The organism is Faunimonas sp. B44, assembly GCF_052655945.1.
The window spans coordinates 58033-72060 of the sequence record NZ_JBQYEX010000015.1 but is presented as its reverse complement, the minus strand read 5'-3'; the positions used below and the strand labels follow the sequence as shown (position 1 = coordinate 72060).

The 14028-nt window shown below is 68.8% G+C and carries 12 protein-coding genes and 1 other RNA gene; 2 read left to right on the top strand and 11 right to left on the bottom strand.

From position 1 onward, the window contains the following. The first annotated feature begins 195 nt into the window (after nt 1–195). Together ACUN0C_RS17805 and ACUN0C_RS17800 are read left to right on the top strand one after the other, a co-directional pair. The gene (locus tag ACUN0C_RS17805; RefSeq protein WP_445467746.1) at nt 196–945 is read left to right on the top strand and encodes a hypothetical protein; all 750 of its coding nucleotides are present in this window, start codon (nt 196–198) and stop codon (nt 943–945) included. A 584-nt stretch (nt 946–1529) separates the two neighbouring features. After that, the gene (locus tag ACUN0C_RS17800) at nt 1530–3029 is read left to right on the top strand and encodes a phosphomannomutase/phosphoglucomutase (RefSeq protein WP_445467745.1); all 1500 of its coding nucleotides are present in this window, start codon (nt 1530–1532) and stop codon (nt 3027–3029) included. On the opposite strand, the gene ACUN0C_RS17795 is transcribed toward ACUN0C_RS17800, so the two are convergent. From ACUN0C_RS17795 to ald, 11 genes are all read right to left on the bottom strand, one after another. Further along, the gene (locus ACUN0C_RS17795) at nt 3024–4133 is read right to left on the bottom strand and encodes an NAD(P)H-dependent flavin oxidoreductase (protein WP_445467744.1); all 1110 of its coding nucleotides are present in this window, start codon (nt 4131–4133) and stop codon (nt 3024–3026) included. The two genes, ACUN0C_RS17800 and ACUN0C_RS17795, sit on opposite strands and share 6 nt — an antisense overlap. 64 nt (nt 4134–4197) lie before the next feature. Next, nucleotides 4198–5997 (bottom strand): DNA helicase RecQ, encoded by a 1800-nt coding sequence (gene recQ / locus ACUN0C_RS17790; RefSeq protein ID WP_445467743.1) that lies wholly within the window; start codon nt 5995–5997, stop codon nt 4198–4200. 42 nt (nt 5998–6039) lie between these two features. Continuing rightward, nucleotides 6040–6663, bottom strand: coding sequence for a hypothetical protein (locus ACUN0C_RS17785; RefSeq protein WP_445467742.1), 624 nt, complete (start codon nt 6661–6663; stop codon nt 6040–6042). 211 nt (nt 6664–6874) lie between these two features. Continuing rightward, nucleotides 6875–8101 carry an argininosuccinate synthase gene (locus tag ACUN0C_RS17780; RefSeq protein WP_445467741.1) on the bottom strand — a complete coding sequence of 409 codons (1227 nt, stop codon included), beginning with the start codon at nt 8099–8101 and terminating at the stop codon, nt 6875–6877. A gap of 36 nt (nt 8102–8137) precedes the next feature. Then, complete coding sequence (locus ACUN0C_RS17775) at nt 8138–8860, bottom strand: phosphatase PAP2 family protein (RefSeq protein WP_445467740.1); 723 nt, start codon at nt 8858–8860, stop codon at nt 8138–8140. Nucleotides 8861–9026: 166 nt separating this feature from the next. Further along, nucleotides 9027–9632 (bottom strand): recombination mediator RecR, encoded by a 606-nt coding sequence (gene recR / locus ACUN0C_RS17770; RefSeq protein ID WP_445467739.1) that lies wholly within the window; start codon nt 9630–9632, stop codon nt 9027–9029. Nucleotides 9633–9651: 19 nt separating this feature from the next. After that, entirely contained in the window at nt 9652–9975 is a 324-nt protein-coding gene (locus ACUN0C_RS17765; RefSeq protein ID WP_445467738.1) for a YbaB/EbfC family nucleoid-associated protein, read from the bottom strand. A gap of 16 nt (nt 9976–9991) precedes the next feature. Further along, entirely contained in the window at nt 9992–11782 is a 1791-nt protein-coding gene (locus tag ACUN0C_RS17760; protein ID WP_445467737.1) for a DNA polymerase III subunit gamma/tau, read from the bottom strand. A 95-nt stretch (nt 11783–11877) separates the two neighbouring features. Further along, an RNA gene (gene ffs / locus ACUN0C_RS17755) (signal recognition particle sRNA small type) lies at nt 11878–11975 on the bottom strand. A 70-nt stretch (nt 11976–12045) separates the two neighbouring features. Then, on the bottom strand, nt 12046–12786 hold the full coding sequence (locus ACUN0C_RS17750; RefSeq protein ID WP_445467736.1) for a pyrimidine 5'-nucleotidase: 741 nt from the start codon (nt 12784–12786) through the stop codon (nt 12046–12048). Between the two features lie 94 nt (nt 12787–12880). Further along, nucleotides 12881–14008, bottom strand: coding sequence for an alanine dehydrogenase (ald, locus tag ACUN0C_RS17745; RefSeq protein ID WP_445467735.1), 1128 nt, complete (start codon nt 14006–14008; stop codon nt 12881–12883). Between the last annotated feature and the right edge of the window lie 20 nt (nt 14009–14028).

Genomic DNA, 14028 nt, shown 5'->3' with positions numbered 1-14028 from the left:
GATCGCGACATGCAGAACGCCCCTTTGGAGAGGGACACTTCCCAAATGAGCGCACTGAAGCGAAAATCGAGATGTTGAGTGAGGTCGGAGCCTTACGAATCCGCGTCTCCCTGGCCAGACGTGGCCTTGGGTAGCCGCGGCGAAGTTGCCATGCTACCAGACGTACTTCCCTCCAATCGGAGCCGAGCAATCTACATGGCGCTTCCGTTCATCATCTTCTTCGTCGGGCGCAGCGGCAGCAGCGTCATCATGTCGGACCTGGAGCAGCATCCGGATGTCACGATGCGAGCCGAGGTCTTTGGGGAGAAGAATCTCCCGAATGGAGCTGAACAGACGGACGAAAACCGGCTCGCGTGGTTGGAAGAGTATTGGCGCCCGTGGCGCGTCAGGCCGACGGTCAAGCGGGCCAAAGGTTTCAAGTTTCAGGTGAACCGGGGCGCACCGCAGTTCGATGACATCGGGAAGCTGTTCGAGGCAATCCGGAACCATGGAGCGAAGGTGATCTACCTGGAGAGAGCAGATACCTTGCGGCACGCGATTTCGCCGATTCGTGCTGAGATGGTGAGACAGGTTTCAGCCGAGGCGGAAGGGCGGCCGCGAGCGCACATATTCGAAGATGCCAGCGACGCGGTGAAGCAAGTGGCATCTACGCCGATCCAAATTCCGATCCACCGGCTGGAACGGGCGGTGTGGAGCGTCAGAGTGAATCGTGGAATTCTCCAGTCGTATAAAGAAGAATGCCGCCCGGATCTCATCCTTCAGTATGAGGATTATATGGCGGACAAGCTGTCGGTACTGAACGCGATCTGTCGAACGGCCGGAGTCGATGAGTATGTGACGGCGCCGCCAGATCGACTCTTGAAGATCACCGACGATGATCTGTCGCGCTCCGTCGAAAACTACGACGAAGTTATGAGTTGGGCAAGAGCGAACAGCGTTGTATAGAAGAAGTGCTGAATCTCTGAGAATGGCGGGGGGCAGTTCACAGATTCTGTTTCGTGGCTCCGAAGTCTCTCAGGGACGATTGGCGGGCGGCTATACCCAAGTGCGCGTGTGACCTGTGATGGCTGTAGAGGTGATGGAATATGTCCAGGTATGGGCCGAGGCCTTCGACGGTGGTGCGCAGGTCGTAGTTGGGCGTAGAAATCGTTGCATCAGCCTGCATTGCAGGACTCGACGGCGCCGTTGACCTGGGGGCGCATTGGCGGCAGGTCGCGGATGACCATGTTGCGGTCGCGGCAGTCAGTTTCGAACTTGCTCTTGAACTCGGAGCGGCCGCCAACCGGGATTGCTCGACGGGGGTGGCGCATTACGGCGTGGCTCTTGGCGAGGAGGCTCTTCGCGGCGGCGGCGGATCTTGGTTGAGGCCCTAGCGCGGCAGCTCGCGGCTTGGTGTTCGGCTTATCCCATGGAGAGTGCCCGCCTGACATGGGGAGACGTGACCACTGCGTCGCACCGTCTGGCCAATGGGCCGGTTCCGCGTTTAAATCGGAGGGTGAGGTAAATGCTATTTCGGGGCTGCCACTGCGATGTTCCCGCGCCCGCAGCCGCATCTGAGGCCGAACAGCTACGGCTTCGAGACGGTGCCGCTGGTGCGGCCGGCCGGCTTCCGGGAGTACGACGCGCGCTGGCTGTTCGGCGCCGAGATCAACCTGATGGGCGTGCAGGCGGTCGGGCTCGGCCTCGGCACGTTCATCCATGAGATGGGCGTGCGGCCGGAGGTCGTCATCGGCCACGATTTCCGATCCTATTCGGCCTCCATCAAGCTCGCGCTCGCGGCGGGGCTGATGGCGGCGGGCGTGAGGGTCCACGACATCGGGCTCGCCCTGACGCCGATGGCCTATTTCGCGCAGTTCGCGCTCGATGTCCCGGCGGTCGCGATGGTTACCGCATCGCACAACGAGAACGGCTGGACGGGGGTGAAGATGGGGGTGGAGCGCCCGCTGACCTTCGGGCCGGATGAGATGACGCGGCTCAAGGCGATCGTGCTGGAGGGCCGGTTCGCCTTGCGCGGCGGCGGGGGATACGTCTTCGTCGACGGCTTCGCGGAGCGCTACGTCGCGGATCTGGCGAAGCGGCCGAAGCTCCGCCGGCGACTGAAGGTGGTCGCCGCCTGCGGCAACGGAACGGCCGGCGCATTCGCCCCGCGCGTGCTGGAGGCGGCGGGGGCGGAGGTCGTTCCGCTCGACTGCGAGCTCGACCACGGGTTTCCGCGCCACAATCCCAATCCCGAGGACCTCGCCATGCTGCAGGCGATCCGGGAGGCGGTCCTCGCGTCGGGCGCCGACGTCGGCCTCGGCTTCGACGGCGACGGCGACCGCTGCGGCATCGTCGATGAAGAGGGGGAGGCGATCTACGCCGACAAGGTCGGCGTCCTGCTCGCCCGCGACATTGCCGCAAGGGTTCCGCACGCGCTCTTCATTGCCGACGTGAAATCGACCGGCCTCTTCGCGAGTGACCCTGTGCTCCAGGCCCACGGCGCCCGGACCGAGTACTGGAAGACCGGGCATTCATATATCAAGGAGCGGGTGAGGGCGCTCGGCGCCGTGGCCGGCTTTGAGAAATCGGGGCACTATTTCTTCAACGCGCCGATCGGACGCGGCTACGACGACGCCCTCGTCTCGGCGCTCGCCATCCTGGACATGCTCGACCGCAATCCGGGGCGGAGCCTCTCCGATCTCCGCCGGGACCTGCCTCAGACCTGGGGCTCGCCGACCATGTCCCCGCATTGCGACGACGACAAGAAGTACCAGGTCGTCGAGCGCGTGCTGGCCGAGTTGCGCACGAAGCGGGAGCGCCGCGAGCCTTTCGCGGGAGGGAACGTCCGCGACATCGTCACGGTGAACGGCGTCCGCGTCGTTCTGGATGACGGCACCTGGGGGTTGGTGCGCGCCTCGTCCAACAAGCCGGAACTGACCGTCGTGGTGGAAAGCCCCGTGTCGGAGGCACGCATGCGCGGCATGTTCGCCGCCCTCGACGATGCCCTCCGTCGCAACCCGGAAGTCGGGGCCTACAACCAGACCCTATGAGGGTGGAGCATCGGCCGCTTGGCCGGCAAGCCGCTGCATGCGCTCGCGGGCATCGGCCATCAGCGCCGCGGTCAGCTCCGCCGCCGGCAGCGGGCGTCCGAGCGCGCCGGCCTGGCCGGTCCAGAGCGGGCTGAAATCGGCAACGCCGAGTTTCTCGGCCGCCGCGCGAAGCGGAGCGGTGAAGCTCGCGGCGAACGGGAACACGGGGGCATCCTCGCTCATCGGGCCGAGATCCCGGACGATCCGGTTCCTGAGGCCGCGGGCGGGGCGCCCGGTGAAGACGTTGGTGAGCACGCTCTCGTCCTCGGCCGAGGTTCGCAACGCTTCGCGGTGCATCGGCGAGATCCGCGCCTCCGGCGTGTGCAGATAGGCGGTGCCGATCTGCACGGCGGACGCGCCGAGGGCGAATGCGGCGGCGATGCCGCGGCCGTCCGCGATGCCGCCCGCCGCAATCACCGGCACGTCGACGGCGTCCACGATCTGCGGCACGAGGGCCATGGTGCCGACCTGTGCCGAGATGTCGTCGGCGAGGAACATGCCGCGATGCCCGCCCGCCTCCGCGCCCTGCGCGATGATGGCGTCGACGCCCTTTTCGACGAGCCAGCGCGCCTCGGCGACGGTCGTCGCAGAGCTCAGCACCTTTGCGCCGGTCGACCTGGCGCGGGCAAGGAGATCGTCCGGCGGCAGACCGAAATGGAAGCTGACCACCTTCGGCCGGATCTCCTCCACGAGCGCGCAGAACGCGTCGTCGAAGGGCGCGCGGCCGGCGGAAAGCTCCGCCGGCGGCTCGAGGTCCAGTTCCGTATAGTACGGCGCGAGCCGCGCCCGCCAGCGCTCGGCCGCACCTTCCGCGGGATGGAGCGCCGGATGGCAGAAGAAGTTCATCGCGAAGCCGCGATTGGTCGCGGCGCGGATGCGCTCAACCTCGCCGCGGGCACCCTCGACCGTCAGCATCGCACAGGGGATCGAGCCGAGCCCGCCGGCGGCCGAGACCGCCGCCGCCATGTCCCAGCCCTGGGCGCCGGCCATCGGCGCCTGGACGAGGGGAAGCTCGATCTCCAGGAGATCGAGAAGCGCGGAGGTGGGCCAATTATCGCGGGGCATGACGAAACTCAGGATTGAGACAAATGCAGTCCAGTCGGCCATCGCCGGAACGGCCAAGCCGATCCTAGCGTGATTCCGCACCCGCGAGGACAGCGAGGAAGGATCGTCCGTAGGTTGCGAGCTTCTTCGCACCGACGCCATGCACGCCCGCGAGCGCGTCGAGCGTCTGCGGGCGCGCCTCCGCCATGGCGATGAGCGTTCGGTCGGGGAAGATCACGTAGGCGGGCACGTTGGCAGCCTGCGCCAGCTCGCGCCGGACCAGCTTGAGGCGGGCGAGGAGCTCGGCATCGGCACCACCAGGCAGCGGCTGCGCGGCGGGGCGGTCCCTTCGGAACGGGGCGGGCGCGTCCCTGCGGCGTGCGAAGGCGCTGCGCCCGAAGAGCACGTCCCGGCCGGTTTCGGTCACGCGCCAGGTGCCGTAGCCGCCGGAATCCGGTTCGATGTGGCCGGCGGCATAGAGCTGCCGGAAGAGGGCGCGCCACTCGTTCTTCGCGATGTCGGCGCCGACGCCGAAGGTCGGGAGCCGGTCGTGGCCGTGGCGGGCGACCGCCTCCGTCGCCTCGCCCGTCAGCAGGCTGACGAGGTGCTCGGTCCCGAACCGTTCGCCGGTGCGGGCGATCGCGGAGAGCGCTTTGCGGGCCGCCATCGTGGCGTCCTCGGGTGCGGCGCCCGAGAGGCAGAGGTCGCAATTGCCGCAGGCTCCGCTCGCTTCGCCGAAATAGGCGAGCAGCGTCTGCCGCCGGCACGCGGGCGCCTCGCAGAGCGCGAGGAGCGCATTGAGGCGCTGCCGCTCCAGCCGCTTCTGATCCTCGCCGGCCGTGCTTTCCTCGATCTGCTGCCGCCTGAGCCGCAGGTCGTCCATGCCGAACAGGGTCAGCGTGTCGGCCGGCAGGCCGTCCCGGCCGGCCCGGCCGATCTCCTGATAGTAGGCTTCGATCGACTTCGGCAGGTCGGCATGGGCGACGAAGCGCACGTCCGGCTTGTCGATGCCCATGCCGAACGCGACCGTCGCCACCGCGACCACGCCGTCGTCGCGCTGGAAGCGGTCCTGCGCCGCCTGGCGGGCCTCCGGCTCCAGCCCCGCATGGTAGGCGACGGCGTCGTGGCCCTCGGACCGCAGCCTTGCGGCGAAATCCTCCGTCCGCTTGCGCGAGGCGCAATAGAGGATGCCGGACTGGCCGCGATGGGCAGCGAGGAAGTCGGCGATCTGGCGGGAGGCCGAGCGTTTCGGCTGAAAGGCCAGCATGAGGTTCGGGCGGTCGAAGCCGTGGACGAAGACCTGCGGCTCGCCGTCGAAGAGACGCGCGACGATCTCCGTGCGCGTCATGGCGTCGGCAGTGGCGGTGAGCGCCAGGAGCGGCGGCGACCCGAGCCTGCGGCGGAGCGCCCCGAGCTGCAGGTAGTCGGGCCGGAAGTCGTGTCCCCATTGCGAGACGCAATGGGCCTCGTCGACGGCAATCCGCGTCAGGCCGATCCCGGCGAGGCGCTCCTGCAGCGCGGGCGAGGCGAGGCGCTCCGGCGCGGCGTAGAGGAGCCGCAGCCGGCCCGCTGCGGCCTCACCGAGTGCCGCCATGTTGGCGTCGTGCGGGTTCGCGGAGGACAGCGACGCCGCCGGCACGCCGAGCGCCTGCATCGCCGCCACCTGGTCGCGCATCAGCGCGATGAGGGGCGAGACGACGAGCGTCAGCCCGCCCTCCACCAGTGCGGGGAGCTGGTAGCAGAGCGACTTGCCGGCGCCGGTCGGCATGACAGCCAGCACGTCCGCGCCGGAGAGCACCGCCGCGACCACCTCGTCCTGGCCGGGGCGCAGGCGCTCAAAGCCGAAGACCTCGCGGATGGCGCGGTCGAGTGGGTCTCGGCTCACGGTCGGGGGCTCCTCGTCTGCGCTGGTGAGCCGATTCGACGGTCAAAGACCGGAGGCGGCAAGGAAGGTGCGGTATTCGGCCGAATGATCGCCGTCATGGCTCGCCATGCCCGGTTTCGTCAGATGACCCTTCCGCGGCGGTATGTAGCTGTAGATCGTTCGCTCCGGCTCCTCGTGCCATGTGAGATTGAAGGCTGCGAACCTCGGGAAGAACTGCATCGCCGAATAGGGGAGGTGGTCGTGCACCCACCAGGCGAGCGCTTCCCAGTGCTCCGTCCGTTCGTAGTACGGAATGAAGGCGTTCACGACGATGCAGGCGGTCGCGCCCATCCGGCCATCGGGGTCGCGCCGGTCCCAGATGTGTCCGGCGTAGTTGCTCTCGTTGCGGGCGCAATTGTGGCCGCGCTCGTTGCCGATCCGGTTCACCTCCGGCGCGCGATAGGCCGAGCGGATCGAGACCCGCCCGAAGCGCGCGGCGAGCGGTTCCAGGAGCTCCGTGCAGAGCATGCGCCCCGCCGCGATGGCGAGGTCGGGATCGTCGGGGATGTTCGGAATACCGTAGAACGACGCCACTTCCGAATGGAGGAGGTCGCGCATGAAGAAGGAGGGCGACAGCCTGACCCTGCCGAGCTCTTCGAGGGAACGTACCGTTCTCGGCTTCCGCATCGAAGGAGCTTGACCGAGTCCGATGCCGCCCGCCAGACCTGCCGTCGCGTGGCGTGCCGCTGCCGAGGATCGAGCGGGAACGGCTCCTGCCGCTGCACCCCACGCGCGCTGACGCCGTCGGCCCGGGTCGCGATCGGGCGCTTGTCCGGACCAGAGCGGCAATCGACCGGGCGCAGTCGCGTTGCCGGACCAGGCAGCCCAACTATCTGCCTCAGCCCTTCCCCCCCAGCCTCTCGCGCATCGCCAGCGTCCTCAGCCTCAGCGCGTTGAGGCGGATGAAGCCGGCGGCGTCGCGCTGGTCGTAGGCGCCGCGGTCGTCCTCGAAGGTCACGAGGGCGTCGCTGTAGAGCGAGTTGGCGCTGGCGCGGCCGACCACGATGACGTTGCCCTTGTAGAGCTTCAGCCGGACGGTCCCCTCGACCTTTTCCTGGCTCCTGTCGGCCAGCGCCTGGATCATCTCGCGCTCGGGCGCGAACCAGAAGCCGTTGTAGACGAGCTCGGCGTAGCGCGGCATCAGCTCGTCCTTGAGATGCGCCGCCCCGCGGTCGAGCGTGATCGATTCGATGGCGCGGTGGGCTTGATAGAGGATCGTGCCGCCCGGCGTCTCGTAGATGCCGCGGCTCTTCATGCCGACGAATCGGTTCTCGACGAGGTCGACGCGGCCGATGCCGTTGTCGCGGCCGAGATCGTTGAGCGCGGCGAGAAGCGTGGCGGGGCTCATTGCCTTGCCGTCGAGCGACACGGCGTCGCCCTTCTCGAAGCCGATCTCGATCACGGTCGTCCGGTCGGGCGCCTCCTCCGGCGACACCGTGCGCATGAAGACGTAGGGCGGCGGCTCCTCGTTCGGGTCCTCCAGCACCTTTCCTTCGGAGGAGGAGTGCAGCAGGTTGGCGTCGACCGAGAACGGCGCCTCGCCGCGCTTGTCCTTGGAGACGAGGATCTGGTTCTTCTCGGCGAAGTCGATCAGGTCGGTGCGCGACTTGAACTCCCATTCGCGCCAGGGCGCGATCACCTTGATGTCGGGGTCGAGCGCGTAGGCGGTGAGCTCGAAGCGGACCTGGTCGTTGCCCTTGCCGGTGGCGCCGTGGGCGATGGCGTCGGCGCCCGTCTCGTGGGCGATCTCGACCAGCCGCTTGGCGATGAGCGGGCGCGCGATCGAGGTGCCGAGCAGGTAGACGCCCTCGTAAAGCGCGTTCATGCGGAACATCGGGAACACGAAGTCGCGGACGAACTCCTCGCGGAGATCCTCGATGTAAATCTCCTTGATGCCGAGCTGCTCGGCCTTGCGGCGCGCCGGCTCCAGCTCCTCGCCCTGACCGAGATCCGCCGTGAATGTGACGACCTCGCAGCCATAGGTGGTCTGCAGCCATTTCAGGATGATCGAGGTGTCGAGGCCGCCGGAATAGGCGAGCACGACCTTCTTGATGTCACGCGCCATGGGTCTGTCCGTGAGGGGTCGGGGAGTCGGCCGGCACTATAGTCGGGGCCGGTCGGGGCGCAAGCCGGAGAGGCCACGGCGGAGCGCCCGGCCGGCGCGGGCCAGCGCGCTCTCGATGCCGGTGTCGAAGCCCTTCGGCAGGCCGACGAGGACAAGACGCCGGAACACGACCATGACGACGAGCACGATCGCCCAGGAGATCAGGATATCGGACAGGAAATGCCCGCCCATGGCGAGCCGTCCATAGGACACGACGGCCGCGAAGAGGAGGGTGCCGACGAGCGTCGCCCGTCGCCAGGCAGGGGGAACGATGAAGGCCAGTGCGACGACGAAGAAGGCCGACGCGCCCTCGCCGGACACGAACGAGCAGTTGGTGCCGCAGGCCTGCGACAGATGCCAGACGGGGGTGAAGTCTGCCGTGCCGCCGAACTCCAGGACGTCGCGCGGCCGTGCCCGGCCCCAATATTCCTTCAGGAACGCATTCACGATCAGCCCCGGGCCGACGGCATAAGTCGCGAGCACGAAGAGGGTGGTGCGCGGCCGGACGAGCAAACGGCTCTCCGGAAAGGCGAGCTTCACGAGAAGCGGCAGGAAGACGAGGAGGGCGATGAGGATCTGAACTGCGACCCCCACCTCCCGCAGCGTCCGTATCGCGGATGAGGTCGCACCGGAAAAGCCGCTGGCTTCGGCGTAGAAGAGCCGGGACGCCGCGAGGTCGAGCGCAGGGAAGAGCAGGAACGGCAGGGACACGCCCGCCATCGCGCCGAAGGCGGCGAGGATCGGGTGACGGCGGATGGCCGAGGAAAGGGCCGTGATAGGATGACTAGGCGGATGGCGGCGAGACGTCATGCGCGGAGGGCTTAACGGGCCGAGCACGCTTAGGCCAGACGCCGCCGCAGGCTCCGGCAGCGGTCCCGTGCCCGGCTCAGAACGGCGTGCGGCTGCGCATCGCCGCGGCGAGCGTGCCGTCGTCGAGATAGTCGAGCTCGCCGCCGACCGGGACGCCATGCGCGAGGCGCGTCACCCGCGCTGCGGTGCCGGCGAGCTGGTCGGTGATGTAGTGCGCGGTGGTCTGGCCCTCGACGGTGGCGTTGACCGCGAGCACCACCTCTTCGATCCCGCCACCGGCGACGCGGGCGACGAGGCCGGCGATGTTGAGGTCATCCGGTCCGATCCCGTCGAGCGGAGACAGCGTGCCGCCCAGCACGTGATAGCGGCCGCGCGTGGCGCCGGCGCGCTCGAGCGCCCAGAGGTCGCCGACGTCCTCGACCACCACGAGCGTCGCAGCGTCACGGCCGGGATCGGCGCAGATGGAGCAGGGGTCGCAGGTATCGACATTGCCGCAGGCGGAGCAGACCTTGACGGCGGCCGCGGCTTCCGCCGTCGCGCGCGCGAGCGGCTCGAGCAGGCTCTCGCGACGCTTCATCAAGTGGAGCGCCGCGCGCCGGGCGGAGCGCGGCCCAAGCCCCGGCAACCGCGCCAGAAGCTGGATGAGCCGCTCGATCTCCGGCCCGACGGTGGAACGTTTCATGGACTGGAGCGAACCGGCCTCAGAACGGGAGCTTCAGGCCGGCCGGCAGCGACAGGCCGGAGGTGAGCTCGCCCATCTTGGCCTCGGCCGCGCGGTCGGCCTTGGTTCGGGCATCGGTCGCGGCCGCAACAACGAGGTCCTCGAGCACCTCGATCTCGTCCGCCCTGGCGAGCGAGGGGTCGATCTTCACGCCCTTCACCTGGCCCTTGCCGTCGACGGTGACCGTCACGAGACCGCCGCCGGCGGAGCCCGTGATCTCCATCTCGGAGATCTCCTGCTGCAGGCTGCCGAGCCGGTCCTGGAGCTCCTTCGCCTGCTTCATCATACCCATCAGGTCTTTCACGGTCAGGTCTCCTTAATCAGTCTTCATCCGGGTCTGAACGCTCGTCGGGCGGCGCGAGGTCCGGCGCGACGGGACGATCGCGGACCGCGACGATCTCGGCTCCGGGGAAGCGCGCGAGCACGGCCTGCACCAGCGGCTCGTTCTGGACCTCTTCCAGCGCCGTCGCCTTCCGCCGCTCGCGGATTTCGTGGATCGTGTCGGCGCCGTCCTCCTGGCCGACGACGACCACCCAGCGCGTTCCGGTCCATTCGCGCAGCCGGTTGGTCAGGCGCTGCGGCAGGTCCGGCTCCGCATCTGGCGTGAGCGCGATCTCGATCCGCCCAGGCTCCATCTTCACGGGCCGGACCTGGCGCTCCAGCGCGAAGACGAAGAGGCGGTCGCGCTCGGCATGGGCGAGGGCAACAATGTCCTCGAACCGTTCCAGCGTCGGGCCCGACGGCGGTGTAGCAGGCTCCGGCGAGGACAATACCGGCTCGGGATCCGGGTTGCTGACCGCCTGCAGCACGGGTGCGCGGGCAGCCTGTGTCGCAGGCAGGCCGGCCGTTCGCACGGGCGCCTGCTGTATCGAGGTTGGCGGCGGGGCCGGCTGAGAGACGGGCGGGGCTGACGATGCGGCCGCCCGCGCCTCGGCAGCGGGCGGGGCGTCGCCGCGCAGGAGCCGCAGCGCCTCGTCCGGCGTCGGCAGGTCGGCGGCATGGCAGATGCGTACGAGCACCATGTCGGCCGCCGCCATCGGGCGCGGCGCCTGCCCGACCTCCTGGATGCCCTTCAGGAGCATCTGCCAGGCGCGCGAAAGCTGGCGGATCGAGAGCGTCTGCGCGAAGGCCGCGCCGCGCACGCGCTCGCTCTCAGAAACGGCGGCATGGGCGGCCGCCTCGCCCGCGAGCTTCAGGCGGGTGACGTAATGGGTGAACTCGGCGAGGTCGGCGAGGACCACGAGCGGGTCGGCGCCGACGGCGTGCTGGGCCTCCAATTCGGCGAGCGCGGCCGGCGTGTCGCCGCGCATGACGTGCTCGAACAGGTCGATGGTGCGGGTGCGGTCGGCGAGGCCGAGCATGGCGCGCACCGTCTCGGCGTCGACGCGGCCGGCGCCGTGGGCGATCGCCTGGTCGAGGATGGAGAGGGCGTCGCGGACCGACCCTTCCGCCGCGCGGGCGACGAGCCGGAGCGCCTCGTCGTCCGCCTCGATCCGTTCCATCGCCGCGATGCGCCGGAGATGCTCGATCAGCACCGCCGCCTCGATGCGGCGGAGATCGAAGCGCTGGCAGCGCGACAGCACCGTCACCGGAACGCGCCGGATCTCGGTCGTGGCAAAGACGAACTTCACATGCGCCGGCGGCTCCTCGAGCGTCTTCAGGAGGCCGTTGAAGGCCGCCTTGGACAGCATGTGGACCTCATCGACGATATAGACCTTGTAGCGGGCTGATACCGGCGAGTAGCGCGAGGAATCGATGATGTCGCGGATGTCGTCGATGCCGGTGTGAGAGGCGGCGTCCATCTCGATGACGTCGGGATGGCGCCCCTCCATGATGGCGCGGCAGTGGACGCCCTCGGCGGCAAGGTCGACGGTCGGGCCGCCGGCGCCGTCCTCGGCCTGGAAGTTGAGGCCGCGGGCGAGGATGCGGGCGGTGGTGGTCTTCCCGACGCCGCGGACGCCGGTGAGCATCCAGGCATGAGCGATGCGCTGCGCGGAAAAGGCGTTCCGGAGCGTCCGGACCATCGGCTCCTGGCCGATCAGATCGTCGAAGCTCGCCGGGCGGTACTTGCGGGCGAGGACCTGGTAATTGCCGGTTGCGGTCTCGCTCATGGGCTCGGGCGGTCAGGGGCTCCGGCTCTTCCGGCGCGGATCGAGGTGGCGCCGGGCCGGTCTGCGCAGCGGATGTGCGGCCCGTGCAAGGCGATAGCGGGAGGCTGGACGGCAACCCGAGCCGGGCTCGTTGGGGCTGCTTCCTTCCGGACCTGACCCGGTTGGCGAGTGGCACGTCCACCGCCAACCTCCCTGAGCCCTATATCGCCGCTCGCCTGTCCGGGTGCAAGGGCGAAGAGGCGAAGCGCGCCATGTCGCGCCGGTCAAGCCCCGAAGGCGTCGGCGATGGCGCCAACGAACGTGCCGAGATCGTCGGTGACGAAATCGACGTGATCGTCGTCGCGGCCCTCGTATTCCCATTCGCCGTGGAAGACCTCGCGGATGCCGGGCGGCACGACGAGCACCGTCGTCATGCCGACGGCCTTGGGCACCAGCAGGTTGCGGGCGAGATCCTCGAACATCGCGGCGCGCTCGGGCGCCACCCCGAAGCGGGCGATGAACCGGTCGTAGGTTTCGCGCTCCGGCTTCGGCACGAGGTTCGCGGCGGCGATGTCGAAGATGTCCTCGAAATGCTCGGGGAAGCCGAGCCGGGCGGCGACCTTCTCGGCGTGCCGGCGCGAGCCGTTGGTGAAGATGTACTTCTTGCCGGGCAGGCGCAGGATCGCCGCGCCGAGCGCCGGATCCGGCTGCACCGGGGAATGGTCGATGTCGTGCACGAACGCCAGGAACTCGTCCGGATCGACGTCGTGATTGAGCATCAGGCCGCGCAGCGTGGTGCCGTGATCCCGGTAGAAGCTCTTCTGGATACGCTGCGCCTCCGCCTCGTCGACGTTGAGGAGCTTTTGCACGAAGGCGCGGATGCGCTGGTCGACCTGCGTGAAGAGGTTCGTCCGGCGCGGATAGAGGGTGTTGTCGAGGTCGAAGATCCAGGCCTCTTTGCCCCGGAACGCGCCGAGATCGCGCGGCTGGTGCGGGGCGACGGCTTCTGCTGTGAGCGGTGTCATTGCCCGACATATAGACCGGCAGGGGACATTCTTCACGGGGGTAGTTGCTTCCCGCCGACGGTGCCGCAACGGGGCGCCCGCAAGACGCCGGACGTCACGCCGGCGCCAGCGTGAGCGCCTCTTCCGGGGCGACACAAGGCAGGCCGAGCGCATCGGCTACGGCCGGATGGGTGATCCGGCCGGCATGGACGTTGAGGCCGGCGCGCAGATGCGGGTCGTCCGCGAGCGCCTGCCGAACGCCCTTGTCGGCGATGGCGAGCACGAAGGGCAGGGTGGCGTTGTTGAGCGCCTGCGCCGAGGTGCGCGGCACCGCGCCCGGCATGTTGGCGACGCAATAGTGGATCACGTCGTGGACGACGTAGGTCGGGTCGTCGTGGGTGGTCGGGCGCGACGTCTCGAAGCAGCCGCCCTGGTCGATCGCGACGTCGACCACCACGGCGCCCGGCTTCATCTGGCGGATGAGGTGTTCGCTGACGAGCTTCGGGGCGGCCGCGCCGGGGATCAGCACCGCCCCGATCACCAGATCCGCCTCGCGCAGGTGCCTTTCGACCGCTTCCCGCGTCGAGAAGACCGTGTTGAGCGGACGGCCGAACTGGCGCCAGAGCGCGCGTAGTTGCTCGACGTTGCGGTCGATTACCCAGACGTCCGCGCCCATGCCGAGCGCGATGCTGATGGCATGCGTGCCCACGACACCGCCGCCGATCACGACGACCTTGCCCGGATCGACGCCGGGCACGCCGCCGAGCAGGACGCCGAGCCCGCCATGCACCTTCTCAAGGAAATAGGCGCCCGCCTGAATCGACATGCGGCCGGCGATCTCCGACATCGGCGCAAGCAGGGGCAATCCGCCGGACGGCGAGGTGACGGTCTCGTAGGCGATGCAGGTGGCGCCGCTCGCCACGAGATCGGCGGCCTGGTCCGGGTCGGGGGCGAGGTGGAGATACGTGAAGAGGATCTGACCGGGCCGCAGCCGTCTGCGCTCCTCCTGGAGCGGCTCCTTCACCTTCACGATCAGGTCGGCCGCGTCGAACACGGCCTCCGCGGAGGGGACGATCACGGCACCCGCCGCCTCGTAGGTCTCGTCGGCGATGCCGATCCCGGCGCCGGCTCCGGCCTCGACCACGACCTCGTGCCCGTGCGCCGTCAGCTCGCGGACGCTCCCGGGCACGAGCCCGACGCGATACTCGTGGACCTTGATCTCCTTCGGAACCCCGACCAGCATCCGCCGTCTCCTCGTCATCA